The 16762-nt window shown below is 38.6% G+C and carries 12 protein-coding genes; all 12 read right to left on the reverse strand.

The genetic code is table 11. The annotated features are described in order from the left end of the window. Positions 1-254 precede the first annotated feature (254 nt). Positions 255-3080, reverse strand: a complete 2826-nt coding sequence (gene ppc / locus QM460_RS05900; RefSeq protein WP_414289525.1) for a phosphoenolpyruvate carboxylase — start codon at positions 3078-3080, stop codon at positions 255-257. A 25-nt stretch (positions 3081-3105) separates the two neighbouring features. After that, the gene (gene ftsW, locus QM460_RS05905; RefSeq protein ID WP_281334969.1) at positions 3106-4317 is read right to left on the reverse strand and encodes a cell division peptidoglycan polymerase FtsW; all 1212 of its coding nucleotides are present in this window, start codon (positions 4315-4317) and stop codon (positions 3106-3108) included. A gap of 271 nt (positions 4318-4588) precedes the next feature. Then, a complete protein-coding gene (gene prsA, locus QM460_RS05910; protein WP_414289526.1) occupies positions 4589-5530 on the reverse strand; it encodes a peptidylprolyl isomerase PrsA in 942 nt (313 codons plus the stop codon). A 190-nt stretch (positions 5531-5720) separates the two neighbouring features. Then, complete coding sequence (locus tag QM460_RS05915) at positions 5721-7166, reverse strand: LPXTG cell wall anchor domain-containing protein (RefSeq protein ID WP_414289527.1); 1446 nt, start codon at positions 7164-7166, stop codon at positions 5721-5723. Positions 7167-7469: 303 nt separating this feature from the next. Next, positions 7470-8093, reverse strand: coding sequence for a recombinase family protein (locus QM460_RS05920; RefSeq protein WP_414289528.1), 624 nt, complete (start codon positions 8091-8093; stop codon positions 7470-7472). 48 nt (positions 8094-8141) lie between these two features. Continuing rightward, the gene (locus QM460_RS05925; RefSeq protein WP_414289529.1) at positions 8142-8855 is read right to left on the reverse strand and encodes an O-methyltransferase; all 714 of its coding nucleotides are present in this window, start codon (positions 8853-8855) and stop codon (positions 8142-8144) included. Between the two features lie 5 nt (positions 8856-8860). Then, entirely contained in the window at positions 8861-10663 is a 1803-nt protein-coding gene (gene pepF / locus QM460_RS05930; protein WP_414289530.1) for an oligoendopeptidase F, read from the reverse strand. Positions 10664-10681: 18 nt separating this feature from the next. Then, entirely contained in the window at positions 10682-11638 is a 957-nt protein-coding gene (locus QM460_RS05935) for a competence protein CoiA (RefSeq protein WP_414289531.1), read from the reverse strand. An 87-nt stretch (positions 11639-11725) separates the two neighbouring features. Next, complete coding sequence (locus tag QM460_RS05940) at positions 11726-12874, reverse strand: DUF1887 family protein (protein WP_045763305.1); 1149 nt, start codon at positions 12872-12874, stop codon at positions 11726-11728. 198 nt (positions 12875-13072) lie between these two features. Further along, on the reverse strand, positions 13073-13933 hold the full coding sequence (tehB, locus tag QM460_RS05945) for an SAM-dependent methyltransferase TehB (protein WP_414289532.1): 861 nt from the start codon (positions 13931-13933) through the stop codon (positions 13073-13075). Between the two features lie 14 nt (positions 13934-13947). After that, positions 13948-14415: an SsrA-binding protein SmpB gene (gene smpB / locus QM460_RS05950; protein WP_001051741.1), complete on the reverse strand. Its 468-nt coding sequence runs from the start codon at positions 14413-14415 to the stop codon at positions 13948-13950. Beyond that, the gene (gene rnr, locus QM460_RS05955; RefSeq protein ID WP_414289533.1) at positions 14378-16720 is read right to left on the reverse strand and encodes a ribonuclease R; all 2343 of its coding nucleotides are present in this window, start codon (positions 16718-16720) and stop codon (positions 14378-14380) included. The genes smpB and rnr overlap by 38 nt, the downstream gene beginning before the upstream one ends. Between the last annotated feature and the right edge of the window lie 42 nt (positions 16721-16762).

The following is a 16762-nucleotide window of genomic DNA, read 5'->3' on the forward strand; positions in this document are numbered from 1 at the left end:
TACTCGCTAAAACGAGTTGCACTGTAAGGTGTGCTCACCGAATTCTTATGATTTCAAATTCTTAATAACATTCAGCCCAATTTTCATCACTTCCACCTATCTGTTTCCACCAACCACAGACTCTCTAAAAAATTTCAATGATTACTTTCTGAATGCTTAAATTATATCATTTTACTAAAACTTGTCAAGGGTTTTCATAAAATATTTTAAATATTAACAAAAATTCCTACGTTTTTTATAAAATCTAACTTGTATCAACCTGAATTACGTAATCCTGTAGCAATTCCGTTGATAGTTGTATGGATCAATCTTTCTTCATCTGAAGATAGCTCACCTCGACGTTGACGCTTAATCAATTCCAACTGAATATAGTTAAGGATATTGAAATAAGGCATGCGGTAGTTGAGACTGTCTTTCAAATAAGTATTTTCTGCCAACAGCTCCTCATGGCCTTCAATAGCCAAGATAACGTCCTTAGTCAACTGCCATTCATCTAAAATGATATAGTAAATTGCTTGTACTTCTTCACTTTCACAAAGTTTAGCGTACTCAAAGGCGATATTCATATTTGATTTGGACAAGACCATATCAACATTAGATAGGAGTGACTGGAAGAATGGCCAATTTTGATACATATCACGAAGAAATTCGATATTTTTAGGATCTTGATCGATAAATTCCTTAAAGCTTGAACCAACTCCATACCAACCTGGGAACATAACACGACTTTGTGACCATGAGAATACCCAAGGAATAGCACGTAGACCACCAATTTCAGTGATTGTTTTACGAGCTGCTGGACGAGAACCAATATTGAAACTTGAAATCGCCTTGATTGGACTAGATTCAAAGAAATAATCATAGAAATGTTCATTTCCAAATACGAGTTCACGGTAGATATCGTAACTACGTTCTACTACTTGATCCATGATTGCTTCATAGCGATTTGACGTATTGGTATCACTCTTCTTCTTGGTAATCATACGGTTGATAGCTGCTGAAACCAACATTTCAAGGTTATAGTAGGCTGCATCCTTGTTTCCGTATTTGTTGCCGATAACTTCCCCTTGCTCTGTCAAACGGATACGATCCTTGATGGACTTGAGTGGTTGAGAAGCAATGGCATCATAAGTAGGGCCACCACCACGGCCAACGGTACCACCACGACCATGGAAGAAGGTTACTTTGACTCCAAATTCATCACCAATAGCAGTCAATTGTTGTTGGGCCTTATAAAGTGTCCAACAAGATGATAGATAACCGCCATCCTTATTACTATCAGAGTAGCCAAGCATGATTTCTTGGTAATTGTTTTTAGAAGCAATCCATTTCTTAGCAAGTGGTAGAGAGAAATACTTTCTCATTGTTTCTTCAGAATGGTCCAAGTCCTCAATTGTTTCAAAGAGAGGAACAATCTGAACACGCGCTTTTTCAGCATCCACAAGACCGACTTCTTTAAGCATGATAGCCAACTCAAGCATATCTGACACGCTGGTTGCATGAGAGATAATCGTTTGACGAATGACATCTTCTCCTAAACGGTCTTTTAATTCACGTGCTGTTTGGAAAATAGCCAGTTCTTTTTCGAGAAGTTCAGACTTCTCAGCATGAGTTGCAGACAAGATTCGAGGATCTTCTAATAATTCATGCAATAGCAAGTCACATTTTTCATCTTCTGATAAATCACTATAGTGGTCATTGATTCCAGCAGATGCCAATAATTCTGCTACACAGGCTTCGTGGACGCTTGAATCTTGACGCATGTCGATGGAAGCCAAGAAGAAACCAAAGACTTCTACAGCTTCTAAAAGTTCTGCAAATTCACCTGTAAGCAAGGACTCTGCCTTGTTTTCAAGTAATGAATCCTTAATAGTATATAGATCTTTTTTGAACTCTTCAACTGTTTCGTAAAATGGTGGACGATCTTCAGCCAGTTCTTGAATAGCTCCTGAAAGTCGATTGCTAATATAATCTGTAATCACTCCTTGTTGATGCCCTTGAGTACCAAGAAGACGTTCAACAGGATGACGTTCATCAGCTGACGAGCCAACAACAGACCATTCTTTTAAATTCAAGAGAGTTTGAATCAATTTGGACTGAATCAAATGAAAGGCACGACGATAGGGTTCTTTCTCACGAAAGACGGATGTATCTCCAGACTGAGCAGCCATTTCTTCAACAGCTTTGCTAGTTTTTGATAAATTCGTTGAAAGAGAGAAGGTACGATAAAGACTAGAAATTTTACTGATGTAATAGTTCAAAATCACTTCACTTTGAATGGTAGCAGAACGCAGAAGTGTCTCAGCAGTTACAAATGGATTTCCATCACGGTCTCCACCAATCCACATTCCCATAGTAATAGGTTTTGCTTGTTTAAGATCAATTCCTTGCTCTTTTGCTAGACGTTTGTACTCTAGCATCAAGTTAGGGACAGCCTGTAGGAAGGAACTATTGTAGTACTCCATAACATTCGTGATTTCGTTGGTTACTTTAAGTTTCTTCTCACGAATCATATCTGTCTGCATGATAATCTCAATGTAGCGACGAAGATCATTATGCCATTTTTCCTTGTTAATGAGTCCCATTCTCACGTCACGATATTTACGTAAAAGGGTATGGATATGAGTGGTCAAATCCAACATACTCTTACGTTGAACCTGAGTTGGATGGGCTGTCAAAACTGGCACCACATTCAAGTGTTCAAGAATCTCGGCAGCATTTTCTTTTTCAGCCACCATTTTAATAGTTGTTGACAATTTACCTAGATAGTCTTGATCAACATTATTTAGATGGTTAATCTCATAAGCCAAGTCAACATCTTCTGAGATGTTAATTAAAAGAGGCAAAATAGAGAAGTATCTAGAAATGTAGACCATCTCATCATTTGAAAGCCCTGTTACTACTTTATCTAGCCCTTGATAGTCAAGTTTTGAAGAAAGTTCCTTCAAGTGCATAATCTTATCAAAGGTTTCAGCAGGAAGCATATTTTTTGTGATATCTTCCAGCATATCTGTCAAGATTTGCACTTCTTCTTGTACAACAGCTTTGTTACTATAATTTTCTAACTTTTGAAGAGACATTTTTTTCTCCTTGTCATATTATGTCTTAGAGTTGCGCTTCTAATTCGCGATAGAGTTTGGCACGTTTTTCACTGGCATCAATATTCAACACAAAAGCGATGGCTACTGATAGCACCAAGAGACTATTTCCTCCTTGCGATAGGAAGGGGAAGGTTACCCCTGTTGAAGGGATCAAGCCTGATATACCGCCAATGTTAACGAATACCTGTATCAGAATCATTCCACCAATACCGATTGCCACCATTGAGTTGAAAGGATCTCTCGCTCGAATACCTACCAAAATGATTCGGAGAATTAAGAAGAATAGGAGAGCCAAAATAAGACTAGCTCCTACAAATCCAAACTCCTCTATCACAATCGAAAAGACAAAGTCTGTATGGGCTTCTGGTAGATAACCTCGTTTTTCAATGGAATTTCCTAAACCAAGACCAAACCAGCCACCATTAACCATTGCATAATAAGAATTGGCTAACTGATGTCCAGATCCTGCTAGGTCATTAAAGGGGTTGAAAAAAGCACTGAAACGCTTGGCAACATAACCAAATACGGGAATTTTAGAGAATTTCTCAACACCGATAAAGCGAATGGCTGTTAAGGAAATCATAGAGACACCAGCTAGTAAGCCAAGAATAGTTGTGAACCATCGATAAGCTATTCCACTGATGGTATACATGAGCAAAGATACTAAAATCAAGATGGTTGCATTTCCAAGGTCAGGGAAGATTGCCAAACTACCAATCATGACCAAGAGGACAAAACGCCAATCATTAAAAGCTCTTGGCAACCACTGATTGAGGGTTAAAACTTGGAAGTCATAAACTGCTATCTCATCTTGTTGTTTTGAAAAACGCTGAGCCAAGTACCAAATGATAATAATCTTTAGATACTCTGCTGGTTGAATCGTGATGGGACCAACCTTGATCCAGCCATATGCTCCATTGATGGGACTACCTATTAACCGTGCCAGAGCTAGGAGTATCAGCTCGACAAACATAACGATAAAGAGCAATCGCTCATTACGAAGAAATCCTAATTTTAATTTATAGATTAAGGCTATTAAGAATAAACTGGCTATCCAGAAAATCCCCTGATTTCGCACTAGATATAATGCACTTTTCCCCTCCTGAATAAGGGTCGCACTAGTTGTCGAATAAACTACTATCAATCCTAAAACGGATAACAGTAAATAAGGAATCAAAATGGAATAATTCAGCAGGTGCCTTTTACTTATTTTCATATGTCACCTATCTTTCGGAAAAATATTTTTATTTTCCCTTATTATTTCTAGTTTTACATGCTATTATACCATTTTTTAGCCTAGAAAAAAACTCTTACAGTATAAACATTCGAATTTTACTCAAAACAGACTCTGGACTAGAATGTCTTGAGTGGCCCCTTGTCCGACCTATCGAGCGTTTTAAGTTACTAGGACTTTTAAAACTATAATGTTGATATTTTATAAACTTAAAAACTACCTTCCAGACAGAGGAAGGTAGTTCATTACTATCTTAGTTTGAGGCGCTACTGCTGCTGTCAGAAGTTGTTTCGCCTTTGATGTATTGTGTAAAGATATTTTGGAAGGCCGGATCTTTAACTTTAATGTTGGCATCTTGCAATTCTTTACTAATAACACCTTGAACAAAGGTTGCATCATTTTGTTTTTGAGTCAAAATGATTGTTTTAAGTTTTTCTTTATAATCATCCAAGTTAGAAGATTTTTCTGATTTCTTCGTCAACTTAACAATGTAGAAACTACTTGTATAAGCTTGAGTTCCTGGAGCAGTGATCACATCTGAAATTCCGTTGACATCAAGCGCAAAAGCTGCTTTCTTAACTACGTCTGGTAATTCTGTTGATGCAGAGTCAAAGGTGATTTCTCCACCATTTTCTTTTGTCTTTTCATCTGTAGAATTGTCTTTTGCAAGTTGTGCAAAGTCAGCTCCAGACTCTTTTGCTTTGGCAAGAACTTCCTTAGCCTTATCTTCACTATCAAGTTTAATAATTTGAGCCGTTACTTCTGGAGTATACTCTTCAAAAGCTTTTTTGTAGTTTTCATCTGTTAATTCAGCTTCAGCAGCTTTCTTAACAGCATACTCAACTAATTTACTTGTACGAATTTGAGCTTTACGGCTTTCTGCAGTCATACCTGAACGAGCTAGAACTGTTTGATAGCTATCACCATATTTCTTTTGTTCTTCTGCAACTGCATCATCTACTTCTTTATCACTAACTTCTGAACCGTATTGTTTTTCAAAAACTTTTTGAATGGTCATGTTAAGCAAGACTTGTTGAGCAGTCGCATTATTTTTGACTTCTTCAAAGAATTGATGCTCAGTGATAACATCGCCTTTCATGCTAATCAAGTCAGTTCCTTCAGAACTGTTTGAACAAGCAGCCAAAGTAGCTACTGACAACAATGTGATGGCTCCTGCCATTAGTTTTTTCTTCATGTTTACTCCTTTTTCTAAAAACGGTCGAAAATTTCTTTAGACCGACTCAATCATTATACCATATTTTAAAGCAGATAACTTAAATAAGACTAAAAATACTAGCTTTTAAATTTTAAATGATTCCAGTTTTTCTTATTCCAAAAAGAACCTGAACAACAGTTCAAGTTCTTGTTTATCGTGTGTTAATTTTTTAGTGACGTCCTTTGTAAGTCAGACCTGCTAAACCAAGACTTGCTAGGAGAAGGCCTACTAGAGAAAGTGAAGAACTTTGTTCACCCGTGTTTGGCAGAGCTGGAGTTTCTTTTTTCGAAGTAGGTTTGTCAGCTTTAGAGTTTGAAGTTTGCCCAACAGGTTTCACAGGAGCTGTTGGAGCAGTATTCGAATTAGTTTGTGGTTTAAGCTCTGGCTTAACTTCTGGTTTTGAAGTATCAGAAGGTTTAGGTGCCTGCTTAACTTCTGGTTTCGGAGTCTCTGATGGTTTAGTTTCCGGCTTAACCTCTGGTTTTGAAGCATCAGAAGGCTTTGGGGCCGGCTTAACTTCTGGTTTTGAAGTATCAGAAGGCTGAGGTTCTGGCTTAACCTCTGGTTTCGGTGTCTCTGAAGGTTTAGGGGCCGGTTTTACTTCTGGTTTTGAAGTATCAGAAGGTTTAGTTTCTGGCTTAACCTCTGGTTTTGAAGCATCAGAAGGCTTTGGGGCCGGTTTTACTTCTGGTTTCGGAGTCTCTGAAGGCTTAGGTTCCGGCTTAACCTCTGGTTTCGGAGTCTCTGAAGGCTTAGGTTCCGGTTTTACTTCTGGTTTTGAAGTATCAGAAGGTTTAGTTTCTGGCTTAACTTCTGGTTTTGGTGTCTCTGAAGGTTTAGGTTCTGGTTTTACTTCTGGTTTTGGTGTCTCTGAAGGTTTGGCATCTGCATTTACCTTCTTATACTCTAGAAACATGTAATTTTCATCCAAAGTACCACCAAAATATGTATTCATTATCCGGTAATCCACTTTATAACCAGGCATCCAGCTATATTTCGAAACTACCTCATAGCCCTCAATATCTTTATAAATATTAATGGTCTCTCCAGGGTTTAAAACTCCGTATTCTCGAGATATCTCCTCTCCCGTATCTGCATCTAAATAATCGATGCGGTATTTGAGGGGCTCCTGCTTTTCTTCTTCTTTTGGCGCTGGTTCTGGTTTTACTTCTGGTTTCGGTGTATCAGATGGTTTAGTTTCCGGTTTTACTTCTGGTTCCGGAGTCGGAGTTGGAGTTGGTTCCTCTACTTTCTTGTATTCTAGGCGCAGATCATTGTATCCATCACTAGAACCATAGAAATACTCGTTAACTATGTCATATGTCATGTCATAGTTTGGCATCCATTCATCCTTTGAGATTATCTCATGTCCATTAAATTTTTTATAGATATTGATAGTCTGCCCGGGATTTATCACGCCCGTCATTTGACCAAGTCTCTCTCTTGTTTCAATATCATAATAAGTGATGCGGTATTTGAGGGGCTCTTGATTTTCGTCAGCTTTTACGATGCTAACTCCAAAAACAGGTACATCAGTCAAAGCTGGAGCAACAACCCCAAGAGCAGCAACAGATAGCAAAGAAATACCAAGTTTGGTTACTTTATTCGTTTTCATCATTTCCTCCTTAGGAATGTAGAATTACTTTTTAGGTGGGCAAATACTACAAAATCCTAATTTTTTTGATTTTAGTATTTCGAAAATACACCTCAAGCGCTTGAGCGACAAGGGTTTTGGTGTATCGCCTAAGGACCGTTAAACGATACACTTAAAAAACAAAAAAATACCAATCTAACATAGGCTCAAAACCTTGTTAAATTCGTATTTTCTGAAATATTCACATTGTTATTTTGAATGTTTCGCCAAACGGTCGTTAATCGAAACATATTTACGCCTTCATTGTAGCATTTTATCTTGTTTTTAGCAAGAATTTTGCGAAACATTTTTACGATTGATGGTCACTTTGTTTCGTTCCAAGACTTTATAGATAGTTGAGGTCGAAATTCGTTCTGCTTTTGCTATTGTTCTGATGCTTGATTTCCCTGCCAAATACTGCTCAATAATTCTCTCTTCCTTATCTCTTGACATTCGCTTGGCACCTAGTTTGACACCATTTTCCTTGGCTTTCCGAAGTCCTTCACGGGTACGAAATCGCAGATTTTCCAGTTCACTTTCTGCCACAAATCCTAAAATGATGCAAAGTAACCTACCGATGAGCGAGTCGGTTTCCAGTTTTTCATGCAAACTGACTAGCTGAATAGCCGAATCATTAAATTGTTCAATCAGCTCTAGTAATCTGAACATGGAGCGAGTCAGGCGATCTAACTTATAGATAGTAAAAGTGACCTTCTTGCCATCCTTTGCAAGGTCACAAGCCATTTTTAAGGCTTTTTCGAGTTCTGGACGTGCATTGTTTGAACCAGATTCACGTTCGATAAAGAGCTGGTCACAGTGCTTGAGAGCCTCCATTTGCACCTCTAAGCCCAAGTCTTGCTTGTGGGTAGAAACACGAGCATAGCCTATATTGATGGTGGTTTGAAACATAAAAATCCTCCTGTTTTTGATACAGAAGGATTATACGATTTTTTAAAGTTATTCCATTTCTGGTAAACTTATATTTTCCACATTTTTTCTCAGCATGAGAATTCCATCTCCAAGTGGAACCAAGCTAGCGGTTAAACCAGGATTCTCTAAGGTTGCATCAAATAGTCTTTGCAAGCCACGATAAATCGTCCGTTGTCCACGTCGGACTTCCATAATATCCCTCGCAATATCTCCTCCTTGGAAAATATCATCCAAGACAACGACTCCACCTACTTCGAGGTGTTTGAGGATTTCTGGTAGAAAGACGATATATTTGGACTTGGCAGAATCCATAAATACAAAATCATAGGTCTCAGTCAACGTTGATAGGACATCTACCGCATCACCTTCTAAGAGAGTGATTTGTTTTCGGCTATCAAATTTAGCAAAATTTTCCTTGGCAAAACCAATCATCTCAGGATTTCGGTCAATAGTGGTGATTTTTGACTTGGGTGAATGCTCTGCCATCAAAAGGGCAGAAAAGCCAATAGCCGTCCCAATCTCTAAAATGTTTTTTGGTTGAATGGTTTCCATAAGGAAACGAAAATAAGCGACGGTTTCATGAGGAATGATAGGAATATTCTCCTTGCGAGCAAAGTTTTCTAGTTCTTTTAGGGAACCCGTCACCTGCTTTTGTCTGTGGCGCATGAACTCGACAATCTCATGCTTGACAACAGGACGTCGCATGTTATGATTGGCATTTTTACTATAAGACTTTACCATCTGCCTTATGCCAATCCTAATTTTTCAACAAGAGCTTCAAACTCATCCAAACGGCGTTCAAAGACTGCAAAGGCATCGTTGAGGTAATCTTCTTTTTCCATATCAACACCAGCTTTACGCATGATATTGAGTGGATAGTCTGACTTGCCTGCTTTGAGGTAGTCGATATAGCGATCACGATCATCTTGGCTACCATGAACAATCTTTTCAGCCAAGGCTGAAGCAGCTGCATAGCCTGTTGAATACTGATATACATAATAGTTATAGTAGAAATGAGGAATTCGAGCCCACTCATACTGGATTTGAGGATTATCTTCCTTACTCAAGCCATAATATTCTTGGTTCAAGTCAGCATAGAGATTGTTTAGGAACTCACTTGTCAAGACTTCACCATTTTGATCGGCTTGGTGGATAGCATGTTCAAATTCTGCAAATTGAGTTTGGCGGAATACTGTTCCACGGAAACCATCCAAGAAATTGTTGAGAATCGCAAAGCGTGTTGCATCATCTTGAACTTCTTGCAATAATTTTTCAGTTAAGATATTTTCATTGGTTGTTGAAGCAATTTCTGCCAAGAAGATTGAGTAATCTCCGTATACATAAGGTTGTGTTTCACGTGTATAGCTAGAATGCATACTGTGACCTGTCTCATGGACAAGGGTAAAGAGATTATCGAGGTTATCTTGCCAGTTAAGGAGCATGAAAGCGTTGGTATCATAAGAACCGCCAGAATATGCACCTGAACGCTTGCCTTGATTTTCATACACATCAATCCAGCGTTCGCTGAAGGCGCGTTTAACTCGGCTCAAGTAATCCTCACCAAGAACTGCCAAAGCTTCTTCTGCCTTCTTCAAGGCCTCCTCATAAGTAAAGCTGTATTCCACTGAAGACAATGGGGTATAAACATCGTACATCTTGAGATCTGGAATACCCAAGATTTTTGAACGTAGTGCAAGATAACGATGCAGGAGTGGCAAATGCTTACGAACAGCAGATACTAGATTGTCATAAACACTTTCTGGCACAAAGTTTGCTGCAAGAGCTGCTTCACGCGCACTCTTATAGTTTCGAACTTTTGCACGGTAGTTTTGTACTTTAACATTGGTCTGCAAGGTTTTAGCGTAAGTGTGCTGGTATTGCTCATAAGTAGCATAGAGAGCTTCATAAGCTCCACGACGAACCTCACGATTCTTAGATTCTACCAAGCGCATATAAACGCCGTGTGATAATTGAACTTCATTTCCATCTTCATCTTTAACAAATGGAAAGACGATATCTGCATTATCTAAAATAGCAAAGGTTTCACTAGCAGCACCGAAGATTTCACCAGCACCTGCAAGCAACTCTTCTTCACGTTGTGAAAGGACATGGTCCTTATTTTGCAATAGTTTATCAAAGAAGTGTTTATAAGCCTGGAGTTTTGGTTCTTCTGCTAAAAAGTTTTGATACTGCTCTTCTGTGATAGCCATAAATTCTGGTTCATAGAAAGAGAAGACCTGATCAAGTTGACTATAAAGAGTCATTGCTTTTGCATAGTATTCTTGATATTTAGCTACTCGTGTATCTTGGTCGTTTTTCATATGTGCATAGACATAGAGTTTTTCAAGACGACGACTCAAGTCCAGATAACGCTCTGTAATGTCAAGAAGACTCTCTGCACTATCCAAGAGATGTCCCTCAAGACTAGCTGCTTGTTTTGTATCTTCCGTTAAAAGGGCGAGTTCTTCTTCCCATTTCTGGTCTGTTTCAAAGATCGTTGATAGATCCCATGTATCTTTTTCATTGATTTCATTTCGTTGTAATACCATAAGTTTCCTCCATCCTTTCTATTCTACCATATTTTTTAAGAAATATTGCTGATAAAAGGCAGGTGGATAGAGCTTTTGTAACTCAGTTTGAGGATTTTTTTGATAATAAATTCGAAAATTACGATAATAATCACTAATATCCTGTTTAATTTGACAAAAAGAATCATGTTCTATCGGCCTTACTTGAGGATACCAGTCCTGATTCTTCAGATTCAAAAGGTTCTCCCCTCTCAAGTAAGCCTTGGCTTGTTGCTTCATCCAATAGGGATTTTGATAGTAGAGTTGTTTTTGAATATACTGACAAATGTTCTTATCTTGTTCGACCGAAAAAGTGCTAAGATTTTGTTGCTGATAAGGAGTCCGTAATATTTCTAGAAGATTTCCTTTGTCATAAGAAAATTCCTTGACTTGATAATGGAGTTTCCCTTTCAAATCTTGATGAAGGAGGTACTTGAGTCTCAAAACCTGTTTTTTATGGTCTAACTCCCAAATATGAAAGCCCATGTTATTACTAAAGTAAAGAAAATCTCTCTGAAGTTGAGTTAGTCGCTCTTTTATCCAGAGCTTTTCTCCTAGTAACCAAAGAACTTGAATCCCGAGACTTCGATAACCATTGCTTCTCTCCCTTAAAAGTTCACAAGAAATGGGACTACACTGAATTTCTAAAGCTATTTTCTTATTGATAAAGATATCTGAGATTTGCTTCAGTTCAGGTATGGGATATTCCATCTCAACTTCATCATTCTTCTTCACCCAATAAAACAGTCTTTTCTTGTTTTCCAGATGCTCTGGTCCTTCATTTTCATGGAAAAAATCACATTTTTTGAGACTTTCATGGGCAAAATGCCTTCTCACATTTTTCCCTTTCCTCATGCGGACACTTGTTCCACAAGCCGGACAATAATAAGCTTGCTTCTTTACTTCATCCTCCAAGGCATTGACTAGGCGCCCGTTTTCATCTCTAGCTAAAAACATAAAACCTCCTTTTCTACTTTATTCGAAATGGATAAGAAAAAGGCTGAGAAATTCAGCCTTTCCATTATATTTTGAGGATAATCCTGTTCATATTTTATGCTTTTTGATCTGTTTTTGTAACATGGGAATCAGATTTGAAATTTGATCTTGTTTAATCACCAACACACCATACTCTTGACAACGATGGTTATATACGGGATTGATTTTTCCAGAGCAAACAATTAATTTCAAACAAGTTTCACCAGCAAAATGATTAGCATATACCTCTAGTTCATTAATAGCTTCCACAGACAAGTCTGTCATTTTACAAGATATAAAAATAATGGAATGACCTTTACGGAGGACAACATCAATTTCATTTTGTACATTATCAACTTCAGGGAAAATACCATTCCAGTCAATTTCTGCCCCTATCATACATTCATCAAAATACTCTGATTCTATCGCTAAAAGATAGAGATATAATTCTAAAATATGACCTTTAGTGCGACAGAGTAATTGTGCCTCGGGGCTGGAAAAAGTGTAACTAATATGTTCGGAACTTTTCTCATCAATATGAATCAAGTTTGCTTCTGTTAGTAGTGGAATCATAGATTCTGGATAAGGGTACCTTTTCCCGTTACTTTCCAAAACTTTTGCTGTTTCAGCGTGAAAATCAGCTGTTTTTGCTAATGCAAAGAATTGAGTGATTTGATACCATTCTTCTGGGTTTAAAATTGCATAGTTTGCTAGTTTTTTAATGGCAGTAATTTGTTTCGGACTGTATTTAGGTTGTTTCGATTTGATGAGTTTACCACCCCTTAAGGCCATCAACTGTTCAATGGTTAGATTAGGAATCACTAACTCTTCCTTCTCCACTTTACCCATTTTCCATTTAAATTGTTTTCCTTGCTCAATATCTATTGCAATAATCGGTAATTGCTTTTCCAAACCATATTGATACAGGAAAATAGCTAATATCGAATCTCCTCCAAAAACATCTAAGGTCACTGAATCATAGTTAGTCAAGAAAAGATTCAAATCATCCGTAATCTTATCTAGACTTATTTGCCTAAAATGCACTTGCTTTACATGGGAAACTTGATCCAACAAAAAATGTTTCAAGGCCAATCTTTCATCTTCTGTAATTTTTTTCAGGGAGAGAAATAAAACCTCATCACAATCACAAATAAAAGTCTGATAAACATTTTTCTCGATAGTGTGATGATCAAAAAGTTCGACTAAAAGACTAGGCATGTCGCCACCTCCCTATTAAAAATTTGCTAGTTGTATGGAAAATTTAAAATTACTTAGAATAAACTTCATAGAAATATGGGTTAAGAGATTGTCTTTAGCATTTTCTACACATCTAGTATAGCATAATTCAGTTGATTGGCCCTCAAGTCTTTATATAAAAAAACGAATAGAAATGGATAGCTATTCGTTTTAAGATTTTTATTTTACTTTTTTAGCCAACATTGTTGCAAAGCGTAGTTGGATACGATTGCCATTTTCGTCACGACGATGTAAATGACCTGGATTTTCATTGTACTTGATCAATTCCCAGTTCTGGTAGTAATTGGCCAATTCCCCTTCTTTAAAGGTGAATGGGAAGTTCACTGAGCAAGGATAATCCTCCGTGTCCATGGCACAAACGATAAGATTGTAACCACCGATAGAGGTTTGTTCCTGCATGTTTTGGATAATAGCAGGAATACGTTCTGCTTGTAAAAACATGAGCACAACCGTTGATACGATAAAATCGTAAGTTTGTCCAATGCTAGCTGAATTAATATCGTAGAGACCTACAGGCATTTCTAAATCTTCTTGCTCTACGATACTTTGCAAAATTTCAAGGGATAGCTCATTTTGGTCCACTGCTGTGACATCGAATCCATGTTGAGCGAGAAAGAGGGCGTTTCTTCCTTGACCACATCCTAGGTCCAGTACCTTACATGGCTTGACCGTCTGCATAGCTTCTAAAACCTCCGAATGAACTGGATTGGTATTGTATTTCTTTGGGAAATAATCCTCTGGTTTACAATAAAATTCCAGATACCATTCTACATCATCTGTGGCAGCTTCGACTCTGTGCCAAGCCTGGGGTTGCGCCATTGGATTATCGGCACCTGCTTCAAAGAGGTGCTCAGCTATAACTTCCCCCTCCTCAGTCAATTCAATAAACTTGAGAGCCCCTTTTAATACGGTAATCTTGCCCCAGGTTCCGACCTTGGTATTGTGTTTTCTTTGAACAGCCTCTGGCATGGTGTCTTTATTCCAGACAGGCATGCGTTTATAGGCAACTAGTTTTTCCATTTACTTCACTCTTTCTATCGGTGGTTAACAGCTTTCATAACACGCGCGATATCGCGATCTTGCTCACGACGTTTGATTGACTCACGTTTATCGTAGTCATGTTTTCCTTTAGCAAGCCCTAAAAGAAGCTTGGCATAGCCATCTTTGATGTAGACTTTAAGTGGAACCAGAGTCATCCCTGTTCCTTTTGTTTCCTGCTCTAACTTCTGGATTTGCTTTTTATGAAGGAGAAGTTTACGACGACGTTCTGGTTCCTGATTCCAGATGTTGCCTTCCTCATAAGGAGCGATATGGACATTGCTCAGCCAAACTTCCCCATTCTTAACCTGAGCAAACCCATCTTTCAGATTGATGCGGGCTGCTCGAACACTCTTGATTTCTGTACCAGTTAGAACCATTCCTGCTTCTAGCGTATCTACGATAGTATAGTCGTGGTGCGCTTTTTTATTTTGCGCGACGACCTTTCCCTCGCCCTTTGCCATGCTTAGCTCCTTTCTTTGCTACTTCCTTATAAAAAGGTTTCTTACTTTTTTTCTTCTTGTCTTTTGAAGAATGCTTACGCTTATCACTTGAGCGACTAGCTTTTCTCTTGTCTTCTCTCTTATCCGAACGACGCCCTCTATCCTTACGACCAGAGTCTTTCAAACCTTTTTCAATGACATCAAATTCACTTGGAATAAAGGAGAAATCGATCTCACCAGTCATCTTATCGGCTCTTTCGACACGAATGCGTATCTGTTGTCCCACACGGAAGGTTGTCCATGATTTCTCTCCACGAAGAGTCAAATCACGTTCATTGAAATGGTAAAACTCAGGAAGATTTGTAATGTGAATCAAGCCTTCAACTGTATTTGGTAATTCAACAAAAAGACCAAACTTGACGATACTTGAAACGACTGCATCATACTCTTCACCCACAAACTCTTCCATGTATTCAGCTTTTTTCATAGCTTCAACTTCACGCTCTGCCTCAATAGCTCTGCGCTCACGATTTGAAGACTGGGTCGCAATCTCTGGAATGACCTGTTCAAAATGTTCCGCTACTTCCTTAGAACGTCCATAGTCACGAATCATTCGGTGAACCAAGAGGTCCGGATAACGGCGAATCGGACTGGTAAAGTGAGTGTAATAGTCCGCTGCTAGGCCATAGTGACCATGATTATGCTCAGAATAACGAGCCTGTTGCATAGAACGCAGAAGCATCATAGAGAGAACATCCGCATAAGGCTCACCTTCAACAGCACTCATGATGTCTTGAAGAGCTTCCTGACTAATCTCACTCGCAGTCCCATAGATTCTCAAGCCAAAACTAGAGGCATAATCAATAAACTTCTGAACTTTTTCAGCTTTAGGTTCCTCATGGATACGATAGATAAAAGGTAAATCAAGCTTGCTGAAATGCTCAGCAACTGTTTCGTTTGCCATCAGCATAAAGGACTCAATCATACGTTCTGCAGTCCCACGATGACGAAGAACAATATCTACTGGTTTCCCTTGTTTGTCAACCAAGATTTTAGCTTCATTGGTATCAAAATTAAGAGCTCCACGCTTAATCCGCATACCTTCAAGAATTTCATGGAGCTTAGCCATGAGTTCAATGCTAGGAACAATTTTCTTATATTCTTTTCTCTTCTCCTCATCACCTGCTAGGATATCATTGACATCGCTATAGGTCATACGGAAACTTGTCTTGATAACTGTCTGCGTAATCGTATAATTACGAACCCGACCATGTTTATCAATTTCCATGATAGCTGATTGGGTCAAACGATCTACTTGAGGATTAAGGGAACAAATACCATTTGAAAGGCGTTCTGGTAGCATTGGAACTACACGGTCTGTCACATAGACAGAGGTCGCACGATTGAGGGCTTCTTTATCAAGAGCAGACCCCTCTGTCACATAGTAAGAGACATCCGCGATATGAACTCCAAGTTCAAAATTTCCATTCTTCAAGGACTTGATGTGAACTGAGTCGTCCAAGTCCTTAGCATCTGCTCCATCTATGGTAAATGTAATTTCATCTCTCAGGTCCAGACGCCCCTCCATGTCCTTTTGGGATGGAGCATCAGGTACACTTTCAGCTTCATTGAGAACTGCCTCCGGAAACTCTGAGACAATATCCATTGATTCCAAGACCTCAAGAACGTCAATTCCTGCATCTGTTGAATGTCCAACCACATCTAGGACACTCGCCACAAAGAAGTCATGTTTCTTACTTGGGTACTTGTCAATAAAGACCTTGAGTACTTCTGTCCCTTCTAGTTTGAGAGATGGCTTTTTCACATAAATCGGTTGACTTATTTTTTGGTTTTTAGAACGGATATAACCTGCATACTTAGGCTTTTCCTCATCGAGAATAATTTGCCCAACAACTGTCGTTAAACTGTGCTCTAGGATGTCGATAATCTTTGCTTCTGCAGCAGTTCCTTTGTTACGGTCAGCAACTTTCTTAATGACAACTTCAACAGTATCACCATCAATGGCGTAGTTAACATCACTTTTCCCAACAAAAAGATCGTCTTCTTCGCCTTCAAGGCTTACAAAACCGAACCCATTTTTATGGGCATGGAAAATTCCTTTTAGGGTAATCTCATGTTTTTTCTTCTGGTCTAGGGTTAAACTACCATCTTCTTCAAAGCGAATCTGGTGCTTACGTTCCATCAAGGAAAGAGTTTTGATTAACTCACGGAAGTCCTTTGAACCATCCTTCCCGAGAGCACTGGCCAAGTCATTAACTGTGACACTCCCCTTCTCTTGTAAATATTCTTTTATTCTATCTTTCATGTTTACTTTCTAGATTTATATTAATTTCTTTTTGGTGTAAAA

Source organism: Streptococcus infantis (assembly GCF_047464415.1).
GTDB classification, from domain to species: domain Bacteria; phylum Bacillota; class Bacilli; order Lactobacillales; family Streptococcaceae; genus Streptococcus; species Streptococcus infantis_AE.

What these genes read in the sequence shown, in the direction of transcription:
- ppc (WP_414289525.1), bottom strand. Translation starts at nt 3,080, where the DNA reads ATGTCTCTTCAAAAGTTAGAAAATTATAGTAACAAAGCTGTTGTACAA.
- ftsW (WP_281334969.1), bottom strand. Translation starts at nt 4,317, where the DNA reads ATGAAAATAAGTAAAAGGCACCTGCTGAATTATTCCATTTTGATTCCT.
- prsA (WP_414289526.1), bottom strand. Translation starts at nt 5,530, where the DNA reads ATGAAGAAAAAACTAATGGCAGGAGCCATCACATTGTTGTCAGTAGCT.
- QM460_RS05915 (WP_414289527.1), bottom strand. Translation starts at nt 7,166, where the DNA reads ATGAAAACGAATAAAGTAACCAAACTTGGTATTTCTTTGCTATCTGTT.
- QM460_RS05920 (WP_414289528.1), bottom strand. Translation starts at nt 8,093, where the DNA reads ATGTTTCAAACCACCATCAATATAGGCTATGCTCGTGTTTCTACCCAC.
- QM460_RS05925 (WP_414289529.1), bottom strand. Translation starts at nt 8,855, where the DNA reads ATGGTAAAGTCTTATAGTAAAAATGCCAATCATAACATGCGACGTCCT.
- pepF (WP_414289530.1), bottom strand. Translation starts at nt 10,663, where the DNA reads ATGGTATTACAACGAAATGAAATCAATGAAAAAGATACATGGGATCTA.
- QM460_RS05935 (WP_414289531.1), bottom strand. Translation starts at nt 11,638, where the DNA reads ATGTTTTTAGCTAGAGATGAAAACGGGCGCCTAGTCAATGCCTTGGAG.
- QM460_RS05940 (WP_045763305.1), bottom strand. Translation starts at nt 12,874, where the DNA reads ATGCCTAGTCTTTTAGTCGAACTTTTTGATCATCACACTATCGAGAAA.
- tehB (WP_414289532.1), bottom strand. Translation starts at nt 13,933, where the DNA reads ATGGAAAAACTAGTTGCCTATAAACGCATGCCTGTCTGGAATAAAGAC.
- smpB (WP_001051741.1), bottom strand. Translation starts at nt 14,415, where the DNA reads ATGGCAAAGGGCGAGGGAAAGGTCGTCGCGCAAAATAAAAAAGCGCAC.
- rnr (WP_414289533.1), bottom strand. Translation starts at nt 16,720, where the DNA reads ATGAAAGATAGAATAAAAGAATATTTACAAGAGAAGGGGAGTGTCACA.